A 20234-nucleotide genomic window follows, 5' to 3' on the forward strand; every position below is an offset into this window, starting at 1 on the left:
CGCTGGGTTGGCCCAAACCCCTGGATCTTCGTTAGACTTCGCCCTTATGAGTTTTGACCAGAACGCAGAGCGCCAGCCTTCGCTGCTGGACGCGTCGTGCGATAACTTCGTCCACGACCTCGCGCAGCTCACGCCCACCGATGCCACCGCGTGGGGAATTCCCGGCTTCGACGGTGAGTTGGAAGATTTCTCCCCGGAGTACTACTCCTCAGTGGCGGATCGCACTCGTGAGATGATGGCGGATCTCGATGCCCTCGATGACACCACCGACGAGTCTGATGATGACGATGACTTCGATGAAGTTGACTACGTCACCGCCGCCGTCTTGCGCGACCGTCTCTGCCTGGATCTTGACCTGCACCATGCCGGTGAGGACATCCGCTGCCTTAACAACATTGCCTCCCCGGTGCAGACTATCCGCGACACCCTCATGCTCATGCCGAAGGACACCCCGGAGCAGCTTGATGCACTGCGTTCGCGCCTGTCGAAGGTAGCAACCTCGCTCAACGGCTACAAGGAGTCCCTTACCGAGGCGGCCTCGCGTGGCATGGTGGCGCCGCAGCGCCAGATCTCCGATGTCTTCGTGCAATGCGAGCGGCTTGCCGACGCCGGCTCCATGCTCGAGGACCTTGGCGTTGAGGGCCCAGAGGTGGACGCGGCCAAGGAAGCCTTCGGCGAATTCGCCGATTGGCTCTCTAACGAGCTCCAGCCGCAGGCTCCATCGCAGGATGCGGTGGGCCGCGAGCGCTACGAGCGCTTCTCCAGGCTCTTCGTCGGCGATGTTGTGGACCTCGATGAGGCCTATGAGTGGGGCATGGACCAAGTGCGCTCCATCAAGGCGGAACAAGAAAAAATCGCCCACGAGCTCTATGGCTCCGACGCCACCGTGCGCGCGGCCATGCGCAAGCTCAACGAGGAAGAGCGCTACCAGCTGCACGGCACCGACGCGTTAGTGGAGTGGATGCAGTCCACCGCGGACCGCGTGATCAAGGACCTTGACGGCAACGCCTTCGACATCCCGGAGGCCGTTAAAGAAATCGAGTGTTGCATCGACCCGGCAGGCACCGGCGGCATCTTCTACACCTCGCCGTCTGATGACTTCTCCCGCCCCGGCCGCATGTGGTGGTCCGTACCCGCTGGTCAGGAGCTTTTCCACACCTGGCAGGAACTAACCACCGTCCACCATGAGGGCGCGCCGGGCCACCATCTGCAGATTGGCGCCGCGCTGACCCAGCCGGATCTCAACCTATGGCGCCGTGCGGTGACGTGGAACTCTGGCCACGGTGAGGGCTGGGCGCTCTATGCAGAAGCCCTCATGGCGGAGCTGGGATACATGGATGATCCGGGCTTCCGCATGGGGCTTCTCGACGCCCAACGCTTCCGCGCCGCCCGCGTCGTGGTCGACATCGGACTTCACCTGGGTAAAGCCCTTCCGGATTGCACCGCGTCCGGCGTCTGGGACAAGTCCCACGTCAAGACCTTCATGCGTGAAAACACCGCGATGGATGACGCCAACCTCTCCTTCGAGGTCACCCGCTACCTGGGTTGGCCGGGCCAGGCGCCGTCTTATGCCCTGGGCCAGCGCCTGTGGCAGCAGACCCGCGACGCCGCAGTTGAACAAGGGATGGACGTACGTGACTTCCACTCCCAGGCGTTGGCCCTAGGCTCGGTGCCGATGTCGATTCTGCGCGAGACCATCCTGGACTAGCGGCGGAATAGCCGCAAAATCTGCGGCAGGTAGCCGGCGATAACCAGCACGATGATGAGCCGGATAATCTGCACGGCTACCACGGCGGGGCCCGCCCCGCCTTCCGCAGACAGCGCAAGCACCGTCTCCAGTGCGCCGGGGGAGGTGGCGAGGTAAGCCTCGAAGTAGGTGATGTCCAGCCATGCGGTCAAAGGCAGGGCGGTCAGTGCGCACACGCCGATCACGACAATGATAAAGAGGATCGTCGCCGGCAGCTGCTTGGCGAAGGCCCGCAGTGCCGGTACCGACAGCCCACCACCGCAGACCCAGCCGATGGACATAAACGCCATGATTTTGAACACGTAGAGCGGCTCCAAAGTGTGGCCGGCTGGAATAACCTGAGCGACCAGCACCGTCAAGATGAGCGGCCCCAATACAGCAGCAGCGGGCAAACGCACCAGCTTGCCCAGCTTTTCACCAACCACAGCGATGGCGAGGGTCAGCAGCACGATCCACCACGTGATCTCGCCGTCAACGCTCATGTCCACGCCCTTGCCCGCGGGGGCGTCTAACAAGGAGACCACCAAAGGCAGCGATACCGAGACCGCCAGAAGGCGCAGGTATTGCGTCAGCGCCACGTAGCGGTAGTCAGCACCCAGCTCGCTAGCCAGCGCGGGCATGAGTGAGGCTCCGCCGGGCAGCATGGATAAAATGCCCGTTTCCCAGGAAATATCCTTCGGCTGTGAGCGGTGTAGCAGCACGCCGCCGGCGACGCCGATTAAAACAGTTATGAGTGACATCGTCACCGCGGCCGGCACAAAGCCAATGAGCGTGGAGGCAGGAACCAGGGTTAGTGGTATGCCGGCCATCATTCCGATGAATCCGCGGGCGACAGAATAGAAGTGCTTATTAACGGCGAGTTCTTTGCCCGTCGTCAAGGCCATGGCACCCGAGACCACGATGGCGCCGAGGATCCAGGCTGCGGGTACGTGAAGGTAGCTAAATAATGCCCCGAGTGCTGCAGACCCCGGGGCCACGATGACCCATCTCGTACGAACAGACATGGAATCGAGTTTAATGATGGACATGGATTTCGGATTAAGCGGTTGGGCGATACTCACCATTGGCGCTGCCGTGGCCGGATGGATCGATGCCGTCATTGGCGGCGGCGGGCTCGTGCTCATTCCGCTCATCCTGGCGGTCGCACCCCAGCTTGCTCCCGCCACCGCCCTGGCCACGAACAAGGTGGCGGCGGTCTCTGGAACGGCCTCTGCTGCCATCACACTGGTCAAGAAGGTGCGCCCACCGAAGGGCGAGCTCATCCGTATGGGCCTTATCGCCCTCCTATGCTCCGGACTCGGCGCTGCAGCAGCCGCACTCATGGACAAGGACGTCATGCGGCCGGTCATCATCGTGCTTATGGTGGCAGTCGGCCTCTTCGTGGCCTTTCGCCCAGACTTCGGCAGCGGCGAAGGAGAGGGTATCCGCGGCGGCTGGCGCACGTGGGCAGGGTTAGCCGCTGTAGCAGCCATTGCCTTCTACGACGGCATCTTTGGCCCCGGCACCGGTATGTTCCTCATCATGGCCTTCACCGCCATCTTTTCCCAGAACTTCCTTACCTCCGCCGCGATGTCCAAGGTGGTCAACACGTGCACCAACGTTGGCGCGCTCGTGGTCTTCATCGTGGGCGGCCACGTGGTGTGGGGCCTCGCCTTAGTTCTCGCAGCAGCAAATATCATTGGCGCGCAACTGGGCGCGCGAACAGTGCTCGGCGGCGGTGCGAAGCTCATCCGTTATGCACTCCTCACGCTCGTCGTGGTGATGAGCGTGTACCTGGCCTGGCAGCAGTGGGGTTAAATCCTGTTCTTCGTCTTTGCGGTGGCCACCGCAATCCACGGATCCTCCGGCCACGGGTGCTTGGGGTAGCGCCCGCGCATGTCCGCGCGCACACCGGCATAAGGCCCGGACCAGAAGCTCGCTAGATCATCGGTGACGGCGAGCGGCCGGCCGGCGGGGGACAGTAGATGGAATTGCACTCGGTGGCCGCAGTATTCGGGAGACTCCGCCAATCCGAAACACTCCTGCAACTTGATGGAGACCACTGGGCGCTCGCCGGACCAATCGATCCTCGCAGCACGTCCGGACGGAACTGGCAAACGTTCCGGTGCGAGCTCATCCAAGCGGCTAGCTTCGGGCCACGGCAGCAGACGCTGCAGCGCTGGATACATGTCTGGGCGCCCGCCAATCGCCAACTCATGCAGCTCCGGCTCCAGCCAGCTCAGGTCATCGCTGTCCACGTCTGGCCAGGGCTCACCGTATGCTTTATGCAGATGCCGCATACGTTCCCGCAGGTTCTGGGCCTTGTCGTTGAAGTGAAACAGGTTTAAACCCTGTCCGGAGTTGCGGAGCGCCTCCACCGCGTCATCACCGGAGACCTTCACTGGCGTCTCCGACAACACGATGGCGCCTGCCGCACGCACCCGCACGCCGCGCACTGTGGAGCCGTCGAGAAAAGCTCGGGTTTCCTCCGTCACGCCGACGATGTCGAGCGCGTCCTTCTCCGCGATGGGCACTGCTTCACGAATGATGGCGTTTCCAGATTGCGCCAACGACACCTCCGCCACCGCCAACCAGTCGTGACCATCCTCGAGAAACCGCGCACGCGTACCGCTGGCGAGCAAAAACTCCTTGTCACCCACGCGCTTAGCCACGAACTCCGGGAAGGCGCTAGCGACCACCACGCCTGGGTCCACCGGACCTTTGTTGGGCACCAAGCGGGCCAGCCGCTTCGGATCCGAATCATCCAGCCGGGCAATCGTCTGTGCTGCCCCCGCGCCGTACTTTAACAGTGCCGCGCCCCACCGTGGGTGCGTCGGCAGCAGCGCCAGCTCTTCTCCAGCATCGAGCAGATCTAGGGTGCGGTGGGCGTCGGCAAGCGCGGCCTTCGGCGGTTGATCAAGCAAGGGGAAGTCCGGCCCTGCGCCCCAACAATCCATGAACAGCGCCGCCTGCGTGAGGTCCGCGGAGAGAATCTCTGGAATCACGTGTGGGGAAAAGTGCTGGTAGTCCTCCTGTGAATAGCAGCGGATGACGGTACCGGGCGCCTCACGTCCGGCACGTCCGGCGCGTTGATCGGCGCTGCTTTTCGACGTCGACACCGTCACCAACCCACTCATCCCGCGCTGCGCATCTCGCTTGGGAACGCGAGATAGCCCAGCATCGACGACGGTGCGCACACCCGGCACGGTCAGTGAAGATTCCGCGATGGACGTCGCTACCACGATGCGCTGCTCTCTGGTGTAAAGCGCAGCGTCCTGCTCCTGCGTGGTCTGGCGGCCGTGGAGCGGAAAAACGTTATGGCCGCTCAATGCATCACACACCAGGTTGACCTCGCGCACGCCGGGAACAAAGACCAGCGTGGACTCGTGCTGCCGCGCGGCAACCTTGGCCACGCCTTTCCAAAAGTCCCGATCGCCCGCGGCACGTCCTGGAATCGGTTCATAGGAGAGGCTGAGCGGGTACGTTACCGCCTCAGTGGAATGGATCGGAGCCCCTCCCATGAGCTGGGAGAAGCGGGAGGCGTCGACAGTCGCGGACATGGCAATAACCCGAAAATCATCGCGGAGCTGCGCCAACTCCAAGCACATGCCCAGTACCAGATCGGTATCGAGCTGGCGTTCATGAACCTCGTCGATGGCCACGGCGGAAATCCCTTCAAGTTCCTGATCCCGCAACAGTCGGCGCAACAGCACGCCGGGGGTAACAAACTCGACGTCTGCGCCTTTGCGGGAATCACCGCGTACCGCATAGCCGATGCGCTGGCCTGACAACTCCTGAAGGCGGTTTGCCGCCGCACGCACAGCTACGCGGCGCGGCGCGGTAACGAGAACCTTGCCCTCTACCTGGTTGGCCAACGCCGGTGGAATAAGCGTGGTCTTACCCGTGCCGGGCGGAGCCTGGACTACGACGTGACCGGCGGAAGGCAGAGAATCAATGGTTTCCAGGACGGGAAGTCCTGTGCCGATCGCCTTGAGATCAAACATCGAGATCTTGGCGCTCCCACCTATCCTCGTTGCCCTCCAGCGTGCGTACCACACGCCCCGGTGAGCCCAGGACCAGCGAGTTATCGGGGATATCCTTAGTCACCAGTGTGCCTGCTCCCACGACGCAGTTCTTGCCGATTGTCACGCCCGGCAACACAGTGACATTGGCACCAAACCACGTGTTATCGCCGACGCTGATAGGCTTCGCAATCTCCCAACCTTCTGCCCGCATCTCATGATCGTTGACAGGATGCCCCACGGTAATAAGCGAGCAGTTCGGACCAATCATGACGTGGTCCCCGAGGGTTACAGGCGCCTGTGCCAGGATCGTCGCACCAAAGTTGATGAAGACGCCCTTTCCGATGGTCACATTGCAGCCATACTCCAAGTTGAGCGGGACGTGCAGCCCGGGAACCTCGGACTCCGGCGAAAACAGCTCCCGCAAGATCTCCCTCGCGCGCTCTGGATTGGTGTTGTGCAGCTCATTGAGCTCCTTGACCAGCAGGAAGCCGCGTCGATGTTCGGTGCTGACCTCCTCGTTGACACCGGGCATGAACCACTGCCCGCTGGTCATGCGTTCAAAGGATCCGCGATCCGCCAAGTTCTCCTGTGACATGGCAAAAGAATAGACATGTTGGGGTGGAAATGTCGATTGCGTCGGCATATCGGCGTAGGCTCAGACGTTGACACGTTAACAAAATGTGAAAGGTATATCTATGGCGAAAATCGGCATCATCCTCGGCTCTACCCGCGACGACCGCGCCGGGCTGGCCATCGCTCAGTGGGTCACCGACCTCGCTCAGGGGGGGCGACGTGGACTACGAGCTCATCGACCTTAAGGCTTTCGACGTTCCGATCCTCACCTCCTCCGTTGTTCCTATGGCGGCAAACAAAAACTATGAGGACCCGAATGTGCAGGCCTGGTCCGATGCTATCGATTCCTGCGATGCCTTTATCTTCGTCACCCCGGAGTACAACCACTCCGTGCCGGGCGCTTTCAAGAACGCCGTCGATTCCCTAGGTGCCGAGTGGGTGGCCAAGCCGATTGCTTACGTGGGCTACAGCTTCAGCGGCGGCATCCGCGCGGTAGAGGCGTGGCGCCTCATCATGGCGAACTTCTCTATGAAGCAGCTGCGCACCCAGCTGGATATCTCGCTGAATACCGACATGAAGGATGGCACCTTCACCCCGGCTGATTTCAAGGTCGGGATCGTCGAAAACATCTGCGCCGAGCTGGAAGAAGCCCTATCCTAGGGCGCATGGAAAAAGTAGCAGTCGTTACAGGAGCGTCCTCGGGGATTGGGGAGGCGTCGGCAAGAGCGTTGGCGGCTGACGGCTGGCATGTCGTCGTCGGCGCGCGGCGCGTGGAGCGCCTTGAGGCCCTCGCGAACGACATCGGCGGCGAGGCCTATGCCCTCGACGTCACTTCGGACGAATCCGTAGCCGAATTCGTTTCCCACCTCGACCGCGTTGACCTCTTGGTCAACAACGCCGGTGGCGCGAAGGGCCTGGAGCCCCTCGTGGAGACCACCATCGAGGATTGGCAGTGGATGTATGAGGTCAACGTCCTTGGCACCGTTCGCATGATCCAGGCACTCATGCCGAAGCTGCGAGGCGGGCTCATTATCAACATGGGCTCCGTGGCCGGGTGGAACGTCTACGAGGGCGGTTCCGGCTACAATGCCGCCAAGCATGGCGTCCGCGTGATTTCTCGTGCACTGCGTATTGAAGAGCACGGCGTTCGCGTTACCGAACTCGACCCAGGCCGTGTAGCTACAGAAGAGTTTTCCCTCAATCGCTTTCGGGGCGACAAAAAGCGTGCCAATGCCGTTTATGACGGCGAGCTCAACCTCACCGCAGAAGACATCGCTGAGGCAGTGCGTTGGGTGGCGTCCCTGCCGGAGCACGTCAACATTGACACCATGACTATTAAGCCGCGTGCGCAAAGCTAATTTACCTGTTTCGCTGCAGGTGAGATGCCTCTTATAGTGGCATGCGTTAGTGAAAACGCATGTGAGTATGGGGGTGTTAGGTGGCTTTCAGCGCCATAGTGGCCTTGATGGGTGTGTGGTTCGCGGCGATGGCTTCGCCGGGGCCAGACGTGGTGCAGATTATTCGTTTGGGCGCACGCTCTACGCGCGCGGCGGTGTGGGCCGCAATCGGTAGCACCACCGGCTTGATGCTGTGGACCGTTGCTTCGCTAGCGGGGCTTACCGCATTGATTTCGGCGCATCCGGAAATCCTGGTGGCGCTGCAGGTTGCCGGCGGCAGCTATCTGCTGTGGATGGCATTTTCTGCAATAAGCAGCGGCATCAAAGAGCGTCGTGCTCCAGCAACCATCAATCCGCAACCGCGCGGGTTTACCCCGGACGGCATCATCAGACTCGGCACGGCGTACCGCATGGGCCTAGTCAGCGATCTTTCTAATCCCAAGGTACTCATCTTCTTCGGCGCTATTTTCGCCAACTTCATCGATCCGGGCATGGGATTGAGCGCGAATGCCACGGTTGGCTCTGTGTTGATTATTGAAAGCCTCATCATTTTCGTCGGCGTTGCGTTGTGCACCCGTGCGGTGGCGAAGTGGATGGCAAAGAATTCCGCCGGGGTAGATATCTTCAGCGGAGTCGTGTTTGCCCTGCTTGGCATCATCATTCTGGCAGAGGGAGTTCTTGCGCTTTGAGCTGGGTATGCTGGTCAACATGCTAGAAGTCTCAATTAAGGGAGAATCCATTAAGCTCGGCCAGTTCCTCAAACTGGCCTCCTTGGTCGCCACCGGGGGTGAGGCCAAAGAACTCATCGAGCAGGGGCAGGTCACCGTCAATGGGGAGGTGACTAAGCAGCGCGGAGCAACGCTGGCGCTTGGCGACGTCATCTGCGTCTCCGACACCTGCGCCCGCGTCGTCGAAGACGACGACGATTATTTTGATGAAGCCACCGCCGATGATGACTTCGACCCGGAGAAGTGGAGGAACCTTTAATGCCTGCATTTGAAGCAGAAGTAGGAATGCCCTACTGGATTACCCTGGCCAGCTCTGATGTGAAAGCCTCCGAGAAGTTTTACTCGGCCGTGCTGGGCTGGGAATTCGAAGATGGCATTGCTCGGCTGCAGGGCCTTCCCATCGCAGAAATTGTTCCGGGTCAGGACACCTGGGCTACCTACTTCCTCTCCCGCGACTTGGAAGCCGACTGCGCCCGGGTTGAACAACTCGGCGGAAAAATCCTCGCTTTAGGTGCCCCGCTGGCGCTCGTACTCGATAAGTCCGGTGCCATGTTTGGTTTGACGCAGCCGGAGCTCGACCGCTTTGTCGCCGGTGGTGAGCCTGGCACACCGGTGTGGCACGAGCTGACGGTCTCGGATGATTTCCACTCCGCGCTGGACTTTTATGGCGAGCTCTTCGATTGGGAAATCCGCGGCGATGAGCATTACGCGGTTGCGGAGGAAGAAGGCGCTGCCTTCGCTGGATTCTGGCACGCGGAAGGTTTGCCGAGCTTTTGGCAAACCTACTTGGGTGTGCGGGATATTGACCAGGCAGCGAAGGCTGTTACGGACAATGGTGGGCAGATTATCCGCGAGCCCCACGATTCGCCATTCGGCCGCCTGTGCTTGATTGAGGATTCCACGGGCGCGGCACTTACCTTGTGTGAGGTCGAGGATGCCCCCGAAGAACCCATCGAGCTCTAGAGTCACGGAGGTAGTTCTCCGCATACCTCTTGGCAATGTCTCCACCTACGGAGAGATTGCAAAAGTGGCAGGGGTCGGCCCGCGGTATGTGGGTTGGGGAATGTCGAAAAGCGCGGATCTGCCCTGGTGGCGGGTGGTCAACAGTACCGGCCGCGCCCACACCTCTGCCGCCCAGGCCCATTGGGATGAAGAAGGAATCCCGCACCGCGGTGACCGCGTGGTGCTCTCTGAGTGCGGGCTGGATGCGGCGGATCTGGGAGGGTGAAAGTGCGCGCTTGGCTCTTTTTGAGCATCGCCATCTTCAGTGAGGTGTTGGCGACACTAAGCCTCAAAGTGGCGCTGGAGTACCCTGCGGTCTATATCGTGGTGGTGGCGGGTTACGTCGTCGCTTTTTCCGCCCTGCACCAAGTGTTGCGCTGTGGCATGCACGTGGGTGTGGCCTATGGGATTTGGGGCGCAACCGGAGTGGTGCTTACCGCAGGGCTGTCCGCATACCTTTTTGGCGAACAGCTCACGCCGCTCATGCTGGTGGGCATGGGCTGCATCATCGTCGGCGTAGTTTGCGTAGAGATGGGCGGCCGGGCGCCGAAGACAACGCTCGTGGAAGTGGAGACATGATCTGGTTATCCCTTGCCATCCTCATCGAAGTTGCTGGCACTTTGGGCCTGCGCATGCTGGCCGTTCACGGCCAGAAGGCATGGGTGGCGTGGGTCGTCGTGGCCTATGTGTCCTCTTATGCTTTCTTGTCGTTGGCGCTTCGGCAGGGCATACCGCTAGGCGTGGCCTATGGAATTTGGACTGCCTCGGGCGTAGCGCTTACTGCTCTTTTGTCCTTCATGCTTTTCCGTGAGCCTTTCACCTGGTTTAAGGTCTTAGGGGTCGCGCTGATCATTGGTGGAGTTCTTCTAGTCGACATGGGGTAGACGACGATCCCTTCGTCGTTTTAAACGACGGACCTTTCTTAGAAGGGGATCTCCTCTCCGCCTTCAGATCCCTTGTTCTCTGCCTTTTCTGTATGTGCGTGGTTTACGGCTTCTTGTTGTTCTTTGTCTAGCTCAGTTTTAAGTTCTTGGGCCTCACGGTGTTTCCGGGCGCGGAATTCCTCAATATCTTGTGCCACACTTCGCGCCCAACGCTTGTTCTTAGGGGCTAGTGGTCCGGAAGGTTCGGTGATTGCCCACGTCCCATCCTCAAAAAGCCAGACCACATCCCCGGTATCCGGGTCCAAAATATAAAAGGCCCGTCCGTCGGTCTTCATGTTGTGGTGATGCTGGCATAGCGCGACCATGTTGTCTGGGTGCGTTGGCCCGCCATCGGCGTAGTTAATACGGTGGTCCAACTGACATAGCCACGCAGGCATTCCGCAACCAGCTGCACGACAGGTGCCATCGCGGCCCTCAACGTATTTGCGTACCATCGTGCTTGGTCCGTAGCTTTGAGAGGCTTCCGGCTTAGTGCTCAAATCCCTTTTTGTTTCGGCCTGCGCGGGGATATTGCCTAGCTGCCAGCCATGACCTTCTACATATACTGGTGCATCCGCGACATCACTAGCTTGATAGGCGTGGAGTACTACGCGGGCTGCTTCTGGCTCTACTTTCCCAGTGACGAGAAGGATGAGTGCTTCGGCCATCGACACCTCATGCTTTTCGGCCGCTGCTTTAATAGCCTCATGAATAATGACCCCGATGCTGCTGTCAACTTCTAGTTCGATGGTGGCGCGCTGGGCGCGCGTGAGTATGGAATACCGGTTCTTCGGGCGTGTATCTTCCACCGCGATGGAGTCATCATGAACCTTGACCAGATCACGCATGCGGCGGCGAATCTGCGAGGTGCTGGGAAACGCCTGGTTGGGCTTCGTCGGAGTGAACCAACGGGCCAACGAAGTATCAATGGCAGCTACTACCTCTGGGGAAGGCTGACCCAGCTTAGCCATGACCTGGTCAATGGCAATCAAGGCAGGCAGGTCCAGCAAATAATAAGCATCTTGCAGGGCTTTGAGCTGGGGGAGTTCTCTAAGGCGGTAAATCCCCATGACTATGTGAGCAACTGCCCCGGCCGTTTTGCCGGTCTTGAGCCCAAGGCGCATACACGCTGTGTCTGAGTCTTCGTCCAAGGCGGGAAGGACGCTAGACCAGAACTCGTAGTCTGCTTGGCGTATGTCTTTACCTTTCATACATACTGGGTCGCTCGGATTGGAATGAGAAAAATAGGAAACAACAACGTCTGAAGTGGAAGACACTTCAACCCCCTACTATTGGTCGAGTTACTGCGAAGGGACGAACCCCCACCGTTCGAAATCCCTTTCGAAGTAAGAGCTTATTCGGTATCTCTGGGGGAGTCCATACCGCGGAAGGAAGTTGTGATTAAAGGGGTAAATGGGAAAACTGATGCTCCACGCTCTCTGTGGGATAAGAGCTGGATGAAACGAACATTCGAGACTTCCAGTAGGGGTTTAGGGCGTTAAAGCTCCAATTAGGGCTGTTAAAGCTGTGACTTGAGTTAATCTATACAAGTGTTTAAGTCTCGCTCCTTTATTGTTGGCCTTGCACTGGCGGCCACCACCGCGCCTACTGCCCAGGCTCTGACGTTCGATCCTGGAAAAGTCCCACCACGCACCCAGATGACCGTGCGCTACGCCGATGGAAATTCAGTTTCCACTGGGAATAGCCACGAGTCCCGCCCCGCGCTTTCCCTGGTGAAGCTGTATCTCGGTATGTGGGTGCTGAAATATGGCGCATCGGAGGATAAGGCACGGGTGGAGAACATGATTCGTTTTTCTGAGGACGGCACCGCCAGCGACTTGGAGCGGAAGTACCCACAGGCCATTCCCTCCATCATCGGGGAGTATCGACTGGGGGAGACTCACCACAATGGTTATTGGGGAAATACTACGACGTCGACGGAGGATCTCACTCGCTTCATAGGGGCGATATCTGGCGATCCGGTTGCCGCGCCGCTCATGAAGGGCATGGCGACGGCGGCGCCTGTAGCATCAGACGGCTACCGCCAGGACTTTGGCACCGCACGCATCCCGGGCATCATTGGAACGAAATTCGGGTGGTCGGATAACCGTCAGGTTCACGCTAGTGCTTCTTTCGGTCCTGGATATAGCGTGGCGGCTAATACCTATGGATCCCCTGCGGATCTCACGGGGGATGTGCTGGGAGCAGTGGAGGTTGCACCGCAGGTGCCTGGCTTGCCGACGCCTCTACAGGACGCGCGCGATCGAGCGTGTGCGGAACTAAAGCGGGCGGTGCCGAGCTCTTCGCAGGCATGCTAAGCGTAGCCATTGTGAAAATACCCTTGGCGGGGCACCTCGACTAAATCACTGCAGGCTGGCGAGGCCGGGCGAGTGCGAGTAGGTATCATCCGTCTTAGCCAGACGGTGGGCCCGAATCCCTAGAGTGATGACGGTGGGGTAGAGGATGAGTGCGACGACAATATACTGCGTGACCAACTGCCACGTCTCATCCCACATGTAGTTCCATGCAAAGTGGAGACAGAAGGAAGCAAAGAGCGCTCCTACGCCTACGCCGAGACGCCACCACCAGGTTTTATGGGCAGCGTAAATGGCCCAGCCGATGCCGAAACCCGCGATGGCCGTCAGTGACATGTGCAGGCCTGGGCCTGCCACAAGGCGGAGTCCCCACATCTGCAGCATGCCGATCCAATCAGACGTCGGGTGCATCACGGCGCCGAGGGAAACGTAGAGGATGTTCTCAAAAACATCGAAAGCCCAGCCCACAAGCGCACCGACGATAAACCCATGCCAAGGTCGGTTGAGCTGGCGGAAGCTGAGCAACACAAAGACCACGCCCAGCGCCTTGGCGAACTCCTCCGGATAAGCGCCGGACCAGGACATCATGGATTCCTCCCAGCCCACTCCTTTGGTGAGGGAGGTGAACGGAAGCGCGGAGAGGAGAGCCAAAGACACCGCGGTGCCGGCTCCCCACAACACGCTGGCTGTAGCCCAGCCCTTGGCCGGTGACGCCCACATTGGGCTGAGATGCCACAGGTATAGACCCAGTGCGAGGAAGGCTAGTCCGATGAGCAGGCTTATCAGGCCCGGCAGCGGGGCAACGATAAAGGAACCCAACAGATTGATCAGAGCTGCGGGTAGGCACACGCCAATGAAGACCCACAGCGCCACGCGGAAGATCTTGCTCACTTGAAGGCCTCCATAAACTGATCGGCGATTTCTTCTGGGTTTCCGTCTGAAAAGACGAGCTCGTAGTTGAGATCGTCCTTGGCCACGCTAAAGGCAACGACCGGGATGTATGTATACGTTCGCAGTACGAGGATGCCGTCTTGGTTTTCTACTTCTTCTTTCGGCATCGACCCGAAGGTCGTGGCGCGCACAGCTCGGCGCAGGGCCAGCTCGTCATCGTCGACATCAGAGGTGAGGTAGGCCTCGACCAAGGTATCGCCGCAATCCCACGCCTGGTTGGCCACGGAATCGTAGTTCACGCTGCATTCGACGCCGTCGATAGGCTGACGCCACTCAGGATCGTCGAGGACAACAGGCTCGGTTTCAGGATCGTGGTCCGGCAGCGCCAAGCTGAGGACGGCGGGCGTGCCGAGCACGAGGAGGGTCACCCCAAGCACAGCGAAAAACGGCCCCGTCATCTTCGCTGGCGGGAAACGATAAGAAGTCATGCACACCACACTAATGGGTACATCTGACATAGAGTGAAGTGCATGAAGGATCTGTATCAGTTTGTTAATGGCCCTTGGATCGAGTCCCACGTTATTCCCGACGATCGCGGTGTCGACGGGACTTTTCACGCGCTTCGCGACGAAGCCGAGGAACTCGTCCACGACATCGTTAAGGAAGACACGGGCCGCCCAGGGATCGTGTATTCCTCCCACATGGACGTTGAAGGAGTTAATGCTGCGGGAACGGCACCGCTTTCCGAGGATCTGGACAAGCTGGTGGCGGCGGACCCGGAGGAGCTGGCACATAACCTGGGAGTGCTGGAGCGCGAGGGCGTCGGCGCCCCGGTTACCTTCTGGGTAGAAAAGGACTCCGGCGCCGAGGAGGCGGTGGCCTACATTATTCAGTCCGGTTTAGGTCTGCCGGATGAGGCTTATTACCGCGAGGAAGCTCACGCGCAGACGCTCGAGGCCTACGAGAAGCACGTTGCGGCGATGCTTGAATTCTTAGATCCCGCGCGCCTCTTCGGGCTGGGTGCGGATGCGGCCGCAACGCGCATCGTAAACCTAGAGAAGGAAATCGCGGCCGGCCACTGGGACGTGGTGGCCTCGCGTGATGCGGTGAAGACGTATAACCCGGTGGACGTCGCCAAGCTGCCCAGCATCACCCGCGCCATCCTGCAGGGTGGGGGACTGCCCGAGCACCGTGTGGTGGCTATGATGCCATCTTATTTTGAGCACCTCGAGGGCCTGTTTACCGCCGGCCGTATGGCGGATTGGCAGCTGTGGGCGACGTGGCACATTCTGCTGTCGCGCGCGCCGTACCTTACTGAGGAGATCGGTAAGAAGAATTTCGAGTTCTACGGAACCAAGCTTTCGGGCGCCACGGAGCAGCGTGATCGCTGGAAGCGCGCCGTGGGCTTGGCGGAAAACATGGTGGGACAGGAGATCGGCAAGGTTTTCGTGGACAAGCACTTCCCGCCCTCCTCGAAGTCCGAGATGGATGAGCTGGTGGAGTACCTTACCGCCGCTTATCGTGAGAGGATTTCGCAGCTGGAGTGGATGACCCCGGCTACCCGCGAGCGCGCGCTGGAGAAGCTCGCCCAGTTCAAGGCTAAAATCGGTTATCCAGATACCTGGCGTGACTATTCTGACCTGGAGTTTTCACCGAAGGGCGCGGACTTGGTGGCCAATGTGCGCGCGAGTAATGCGTGGAACCACGATTATGAACTGGCCAAGATTGGTAAGCCGGCGGACCGCGATGAATGGTTCGCCACCCCGCAAACGGTCAATGCTTTTTATAATCCAGTGGTCAATGACATCACCTTCCCGGCAGCGATTCTGCGCCCGCCGTTCTACAATCCTGAGGCGGACGCCGCGGAGAACTTCGGTGCTATCGGTGCGGTGATTGGTCACGAGATTGGCCACGGTTTTGATGACCAGGGCTCGCAGTACGACGGCCAGGGTAACCTCAACTCTTGGTGGACGGATGAGGACCGCGTGGCCTTCGAGAAGTTGACCGCGAAGCTGGTGGACCAGTTCCAGGGGCAGGTGCCGAAGGTGCTGGAGGGCACTGATTCCGCAGGCGTCAACGGCAGCTTCACCCTGGGTGAGAACATCGGTGACTTGGGCGGATTGGGCATTGCCGTGGTGGCCTACAAGAACTACTGCGCCGACAAGGGCCTGGACATCAACGGCCAGGTCGCGCCGTTTGAGGCCGAGGGCGCTGAGCCGGAATTGGCAGAGCACGAGTACACCGGTCTGCAGCGCTTCTTCCTGGCGTGGGCGCGCGTGTGGCGTACTGCCATCCGTCCGGAGATGGCCACGCAGTATTTGGCCATTGACCCGCACTCGCCGGCAGAGTTCCGCTGCAACATCATCGCCGAGAACATCGATGAATTCTACGAGGCTTTTGATGTCGAGGGTGGTCTTGCACCGGAGGAGCGCGTCACCATCTGGTAGTACTCTTGGGGGCCATGAGTGAGTGGAATATCGGCGGCCAGGGTCGCCAGCTAAGCCCTGAACAACAGCTCGAGCAGCTCTCCTCCTACATGGAGGTGCACTACCCGCTGCCGGATTTCCGCCCGCCGTGGGCTGGTGGAGGTTCGCCGGATGCGGACCGCTATTGTGCGCTGCTTCCGGACCGCATCGTGCAAGCCTCCATGATGGTGCTGGGCTCCGCAGTGGATCACTCGCTGCCCGGCACCGCCTTTACGGAAGGCGTGAGCGTTGAGGACTCTGAGGTGGGAGCGATTTTTGTTCCTTCAGAGCCGAATGGCCGCTGGGCAGTGTCGCTGCACTCCGGCGGCTGGTGGCGCGGTGACGGCAAGGCACTAGAAATGCAATGGCGGCCCGAAGTTGCTGCCGCAGCGCAGTTGTCGGGCACGACGATCATTGATGTCGATTATCCGTTGGCGCCGGAGCGCACCGTGGCGGAGATGGTCCAGTCGGTTCAGGCGGCCGTCGATTATGCGCGCGACCATGGGGCCAACCGCGTGACGGTGTGGGGATATTCCTCCGGTGGGGCGCTCGCAGCGCTGGTGCCTGCCGACGCCCTCCTCCTCACCTTCCCCGACTTCGGCGCGCTGGCCAAGCTGCCGGAGGAGATCCGCGGCGACTACGTCCTCGATGTTGAGAAGCTGCCGGGGCTGTATTCTGACATCTTGGTCCAGACCGCGGCGCAGGACGAGATTGCTGAGCGCGTGGAGATCCCCGGTGCACAGACTGCGGAGTATGTGTCCATGCACCGTATTTCGACCCCGACCGTGGCGCGTCAGCGCATTAAAGATTCGGCCGAGTTTCTCTAATCCCTACTGCTCACCCTCCGGGCGAATCTTCATCTCGGAGTTCTTCCACAGTCCGGAGCGCTGGATGATTTCCTGGTCGATGTCCGCCTCGAGCGGGGCCTCGCCGCGGGAGTTGGTGCGCAGCTCATACTTTTCAATGGAGCCCCAGTCGCGCGCCCAATCGTTGTTGAGGTAGCTCGGGATCTCATAGGAGTAGTTCACTGCCTCCGCGGTTGCCAGCGCACCACCACCGGAGAAGGACTGGAAGTCCGTGAGGGAGGTCTGTGCGGCGGCGTCGGGAAGAATGCGGAACTGCGGGATCTCGGTCACGCCGGCGTAGTGGTCGAAGGTGCGCTGGCAGGGGAACTGCAGGGCCACGGACCAGTCGAGGAGTGCCGGGGTAGAGGAATCGAACTGGGAGTTGATGGTGGCAAGCTCCGGGACGCGCGGCGGGGTAAACGCCATCCAGTCGTCTTCATCGGTGGAATCGTCTACCGCAACGAGGCGCACAACGTTGGCCTCCTCTGGGAGCTCGTCCAGAGCAATGCGGAGGTTGCGCCATTTGGGGGTCGCGCCGACGTCGGAAAGCTCGGCCTCACCCTTGTTGGTGACCTTGCCGTCCTTGAGGGTGCCGTACTCCAAGGTGAGCTCGGTGCCTTCCTGCTCCACGCCGTTGACGTCGTGGTGATAAATCTTACCGGCGGCAGAGACCGCGAGGACGGGGGTGTTTTCTCCCGGCTCCGGCAAGTTGTACCACTGGGTGGTGATGGTAGCGGTGGAGCGCTGCGACTCATCGTAGGAGCCCATGACCGGGACCTTCGTGTAATCCAGGTTGAAGGGCAGGTGCATCTCGGAGCCGTTGATGCCTAGGGTTCCGCGCACGCCACCGGCGGAAGAGTCGGTGACTTCGGTTGCCTTTTCCTCGGATTCGGTGAGTTCCTTTTGTTCATTGGACGCAGCCGAGTCATCACCTGTGGTGTTGGCAATGGCGCCTACTGATGCCGAGTTGAGGTTCTCCGGCTCAATATCTTCCTTGATCATGTTGGGGCCGAAACCGAAGTTGTCCTCATCCTCATCAACCAGCGAATCCTTGAGGTCGCCATTGACCGGAGTGAGGAAGGAATCGTTGGTGTTGGTTTCCACCATGGTGGCATCTGCCAGCGAGCAGACATCGCCGTGCAGGGATGCCAGGTTGCCCTTGCCCACGGAGTAGGAATCCGCCTGGGCCACGTAGCCCTTGGCAAAGGAGGCGCAGGAGAAGGCCACGATGAGGATGCAGGCCATCGCAATCGGTGCGGACATGGCGCCTGCCCAGCGAGAGACCTTGGCGGCGTTGGCGGCCTCGAATTCCTCGAGGGTGCCGTCGGCTTCAGCCTTGTTCTTGCGGTAGCTGTGGACGAGAGATTGGTAAAGGCCAATCGCTAGGACCACCATGGCGATCGCGAGAACCACGGTGTTGGCCTCGATGGCCTTGAACTGCACCGTGCGGTCCCACCACGGGATGCCGAAGGAGGACACGTACCACCAAGCGTTCCAGCCACCCAGGGAGATGGCGAGGAGGAAAATCACCGCGGCGATGGAGAAGGTCCGGGCGCGCGGGGAGCGCATGGCGATCTGGGAAAGGACCACCGAGCCCAGCGCGGCGATGACACCGGCGATACCGGCGTAGATACCGAAGTGGTGCGTCCACTTCGTCGGCGTGAACATGAGGAAGAAGGCCGAGAGCGCCATGATGGCCAGCAGGCGCTTGGTGGGATCTGCCTCCGCACCGACGACGCGGTGGTTCTTGATGAAGGCGTAGATGATGAGCGCCAAGCAGAAAAGCATGGTGAACATGGCGAAACGGCGCGTCAGGGAGCCATCCACGGAGGGCTCGAAGAGCGTGGAGTAGCGGACGAACTCGGAGTACCACGGCAGGGACGGGCCGACCGCGGAACGCACGCGCGTGGATTCGATGACTGACGCTAACGTTTGGTCCCCGAAGGCGGCAACCATAACCGCAGTGCCGCAGGCAAGGAACGGGGCAATGAGTGCCGGCCAGGTGACTTCGGGGGCGCGCGTGCCCATGATGCGGAACAGCGCGGGCAGGCAGACCAAGAAGATGCCTACCGCGGTCAGGCCGGTGGGGCCAGCGGCCAGGGTGATGGTGGCGATGATGGTGCCCACCGCTGCAGGCAGAAGACGCTGGGTGGAGATGGCGCGCTCGAAGGAAGCCCACGTAAGCATGACACCGAGGGCCACGATGGGCTCTGGACGTACGCCGTTGTTATAGGGCAGCCAGAAAGCCAGGAACATGAACGCGGCGGTCCAGTGCGCGAGGCGGCGCTCGTTCACGCGGGCACCGAAGCGCGGGAGCATCTCGCGCGACAAAACGAACCAGATGATGAGCGCCGAGATGAGGGAGGGCAGGCGCACGATGATGGAGGCGCTGGAGATTTGCGCCAGCCATGCCACGAGGTCGTAGTAAGGTGCGCCGAACGGGGCCTCGGGGACGCCGTACCAGCGGTAATAGTTCGCCATGTAGGTCGCGTGATCGGAAACGCGTCCCATGGTGAGGATGAAGCCATCATCGGAGGTATTGGCGCCGAAGACATACCACCAGCCGAGTACAGCTGCCACGACGCCATCGAGCGGTCGGATCTGCTTCCAGGTTTCGGGCATGAAGCCCAGGCGTTTGCCATCGAGGCGGTCAATCCTCCACAGGCAGACCAGGCTGATGACCACCATGGCCAGGCCCAGCCACATGGCGAGGAGCTTGAGCGGTGTCGGGGAGGAGGTAAAGCGGGAGTTGATCTCGACGTGGATGCGGAGGTCGTCGCCAAGCTCTGCGAGGTTCTCCGGAGTGTCGTCGATCTCGGTGTAGACGCCGGTGACCTGCGGGCGCAGATCTTCCTCGGTGGTTTTCTTGTGCTTGCCCACGGAGACGGTGGTCCCATCCCCCGTGGAGGCGATACTGAGGGTGGCGTCCTCTGGCAGCTTCGCCACCTGCTCGGCGGTGAGAGAGAAAATGACCTCATCGAGGCTTGTCACCGAGAGGCCACCCTCGCCGGCGCGGACAAACATGCCGCGGTTGGAGGCCTTCTTGGACTCCGGGGGCACGGTGCCGTAGAGCAGGTCCTGGCCATCGCGCAGCTTGTCGACGGCTCCCAGGGGGATCTCTGCATCAATTTCTTCCGGCGCCACCGAGATGAGCGGGGCGTTGATGGACTGCAGGGAGCCCTGCTGGGGCCAATCGAAGGAGGATTGGGTCTGGTTCACCGGCAGCAGCGGCGTCGCCACGAAGCACAGGAAACCAATGAATCCAGCGATGATGGCGGTGAGTCGCAGGGACTGCGGTGCACGTAATGAAGAGGTTTTCCGATCTGACACGGCGATCAGTCTAC

Annotated in this window: 19 protein-coding genes and 1 pseudogene; 13 read left to right on the forward strand and 7 right to left on the reverse strand. The window is 60.5% G+C overall.

All coding sequences use genetic code 11. The features are described 5' to 3' along the window. Positions 1-46: 46 nt before the first annotated feature. Positions 47-1708: a DUF885 domain-containing protein gene (locus HMPREF2743_RS00870; RefSeq protein ID WP_070525031.1), complete on the forward strand. Its 1662-nt coding sequence runs from the start codon at positions 47-49 to the stop codon at positions 1706-1708. Here the strand turns inward: HMPREF2743_RS00870 and HMPREF2743_RS00875 are convergent. Beyond that, a complete protein-coding gene (locus HMPREF2743_RS00875) occupies positions 1705-2751 on the reverse strand; it encodes an AbrB family transcriptional regulator (RefSeq protein ID WP_246818767.1) in 1047 nt (348 codons plus the stop codon). The two genes, HMPREF2743_RS00870 and HMPREF2743_RS00875, sit on opposite strands and share 4 nt — an antisense overlap. 16 nt (positions 2752-2767) lie before the next feature. Here HMPREF2743_RS00875 and HMPREF2743_RS00880 point away from each other — a divergent pair, with 16 nt between their 5' ends. Further along, positions 2768-3544 (forward strand): TSUP family transporter, encoded by a 777-nt coding sequence (locus tag HMPREF2743_RS00880; RefSeq protein ID WP_371441222.1) that lies wholly within the window; start codon positions 2768-2770, stop codon positions 3542-3544. Here HMPREF2743_RS00880 and HMPREF2743_RS00885 read toward each other — a convergent pair. Both HMPREF2743_RS00885 and HMPREF2743_RS00890 read right to left on the reverse strand, forming a co-directional pair. Then, positions 3541-5730 carry an ATP-dependent RNA helicase gene (locus tag HMPREF2743_RS00885; RefSeq protein WP_070818017.1) on the reverse strand — a complete coding sequence of 730 codons (2190 nt, stop codon included), beginning with the start codon at positions 5728-5730 and terminating at the stop codon, positions 3541-3543. The two genes, HMPREF2743_RS00880 and HMPREF2743_RS00885, sit on opposite strands and share 4 nt — an antisense overlap. Continuing rightward, positions 5723-6346 (reverse strand): sugar O-acetyltransferase, encoded by a 624-nt coding sequence (locus tag HMPREF2743_RS00890; protein WP_070818018.1) that lies wholly within the window; start codon positions 6344-6346, stop codon positions 5723-5725. The genes HMPREF2743_RS00885 and HMPREF2743_RS00890 overlap by 8 nt, the downstream gene beginning before the upstream one ends. A 100-nt stretch (positions 6347-6446) precedes the next feature. Between HMPREF2743_RS00890 and HMPREF2743_RS00895 the strand changes: the two are divergent. From HMPREF2743_RS00895 to HMPREF2743_RS00930, 8 genes and pseudogenes are all read left to right on the forward strand, one after another. Further along, positions 6447-6984 (forward strand): annotated as a pseudogene (locus HMPREF2743_RS00895) (NADPH-dependent FMN reductase). 5 nt (positions 6985-6989) lie between these two features. Continuing rightward, positions 6990-7682 (forward strand): SDR family oxidoreductase, encoded by a 693-nt coding sequence (locus HMPREF2743_RS00900; protein WP_070818019.1) that lies wholly within the window; start codon positions 6990-6992, stop codon positions 7680-7682. 80 nt (positions 7683-7762) lie between these two features. After that, entirely contained in the window at positions 7763-8410 is a 648-nt protein-coding gene (locus HMPREF2743_RS00905) for a LysE family translocator (protein ID WP_083298938.1), read from the forward strand. Between the two features lie 19 nt (positions 8411-8429). Then, positions 8430-8708 carry an RNA-binding S4 domain-containing protein gene (locus HMPREF2743_RS00910; protein ID WP_046648682.1) on the forward strand — a complete coding sequence of 93 codons (279 nt, stop codon included), beginning with the start codon at positions 8430-8432 and terminating at the stop codon, positions 8706-8708. Next, positions 8708-9412 (forward strand): VOC family protein, encoded by a 705-nt coding sequence (locus HMPREF2743_RS00915; protein WP_070525044.1) that lies wholly within the window; start codon positions 8708-8710, stop codon positions 9410-9412. The genes HMPREF2743_RS00910 and HMPREF2743_RS00915 overlap by 1 nt, the downstream gene beginning before the upstream one ends. Further along, a complete protein-coding gene (locus HMPREF2743_RS00920) occupies positions 9384-9677 on the forward strand; it encodes an MGMT family protein (protein ID WP_070818020.1) in 294 nt (97 codons plus the stop codon). The genes HMPREF2743_RS00915 and HMPREF2743_RS00920 overlap by 29 nt, the downstream gene beginning before the upstream one ends. Before the next feature lie 2 nt (positions 9678-9679). Next, a complete protein-coding gene (locus HMPREF2743_RS00925; RefSeq protein ID WP_070525048.1) occupies positions 9680-10030 on the forward strand; it encodes a DMT family transporter in 351 nt (116 codons plus the stop codon). Beyond that, a complete protein-coding gene (locus tag HMPREF2743_RS00930; RefSeq protein WP_070525049.1) occupies positions 10027-10335 on the forward strand; it encodes a DMT family transporter in 309 nt (102 codons plus the stop codon). The genes HMPREF2743_RS00925 and HMPREF2743_RS00930 overlap by 4 nt, the downstream gene beginning before the upstream one ends. A gap of 38 nt (positions 10336-10373) precedes the next feature. On the opposite strand, the gene HMPREF2743_RS00935 is transcribed toward HMPREF2743_RS00930, so the two are convergent. Next, entirely contained in the window at positions 10374-11651 is a 1278-nt protein-coding gene (locus tag HMPREF2743_RS00935; RefSeq protein ID WP_070525051.1) for an HNH endonuclease signature motif containing protein, read from the reverse strand. Positions 11652-11924: 273 nt separating this feature from the next. On the opposite strand from HMPREF2743_RS00935, the gene HMPREF2743_RS00940 reads away from it, so the two are divergent. After that, the gene (locus HMPREF2743_RS00940) at positions 11925-12692 is read left to right on the forward strand and encodes a hypothetical protein (RefSeq protein ID WP_141761375.1); all 768 of its coding nucleotides are present in this window, start codon (positions 11925-11927) and stop codon (positions 12690-12692) included. Positions 12693-12737: 45 nt separating this feature from the next. Here the strand turns inward: HMPREF2743_RS00940 and HMPREF2743_RS00945 are convergent, their stop codons facing one another. Both HMPREF2743_RS00945 and HMPREF2743_RS00950 read right to left on the reverse strand, forming a co-directional pair. Next, positions 12738-13580: a PrsW family intramembrane metalloprotease gene (locus HMPREF2743_RS00945; protein ID WP_070525054.1), complete on the reverse strand. Its 843-nt coding sequence runs from the start codon at positions 13578-13580 to the stop codon at positions 12738-12740. Further along, positions 13577-14068 (reverse strand): hypothetical protein, encoded by a 492-nt coding sequence (locus HMPREF2743_RS00950; RefSeq protein WP_070520291.1) that lies wholly within the window; start codon positions 14066-14068, stop codon positions 13577-13579. The genes HMPREF2743_RS00945 and HMPREF2743_RS00950 overlap by 4 nt, the downstream gene beginning before the upstream one ends. A 42-nt stretch (positions 14069-14110) precedes the next feature. On the opposite strand from HMPREF2743_RS00950, the gene HMPREF2743_RS00955 reads away from it, so the two are divergent. After that, positions 14111-16027 carry a M13 family metallopeptidase gene (locus HMPREF2743_RS00955; protein WP_070818022.1) on the forward strand — a complete coding sequence of 639 codons (1917 nt, stop codon included), beginning with the start codon at positions 14111-14113 and terminating at the stop codon, positions 16025-16027. A gap of 14 nt (positions 16028-16041) precedes the next feature. Next, on the forward strand, positions 16042-16872 hold the full coding sequence (locus tag HMPREF2743_RS00960; protein WP_070525058.1) for an alpha/beta hydrolase: 831 nt from the start codon (positions 16042-16044) through the stop codon (positions 16870-16872). 3 nt (positions 16873-16875) lie between these two features. On the opposite strand, the gene HMPREF2743_RS00965 is transcribed toward HMPREF2743_RS00960, so the two are convergent. Further along, positions 16876-20220, reverse strand: coding sequence for an arabinosyltransferase domain-containing protein (locus tag HMPREF2743_RS00965; protein ID WP_070818023.1), 3345 nt, complete (start codon positions 20218-20220; stop codon positions 16876-16878). Positions 20221-20234 lie beyond the last annotated feature (14 nt).

Source organism: Corynebacterium sp. HMSC036D02 (assembly GCF_001836165.1).
GTDB lineage: Bacteria > Actinomycetota > Actinomycetes > Mycobacteriales > Mycobacteriaceae > Corynebacterium.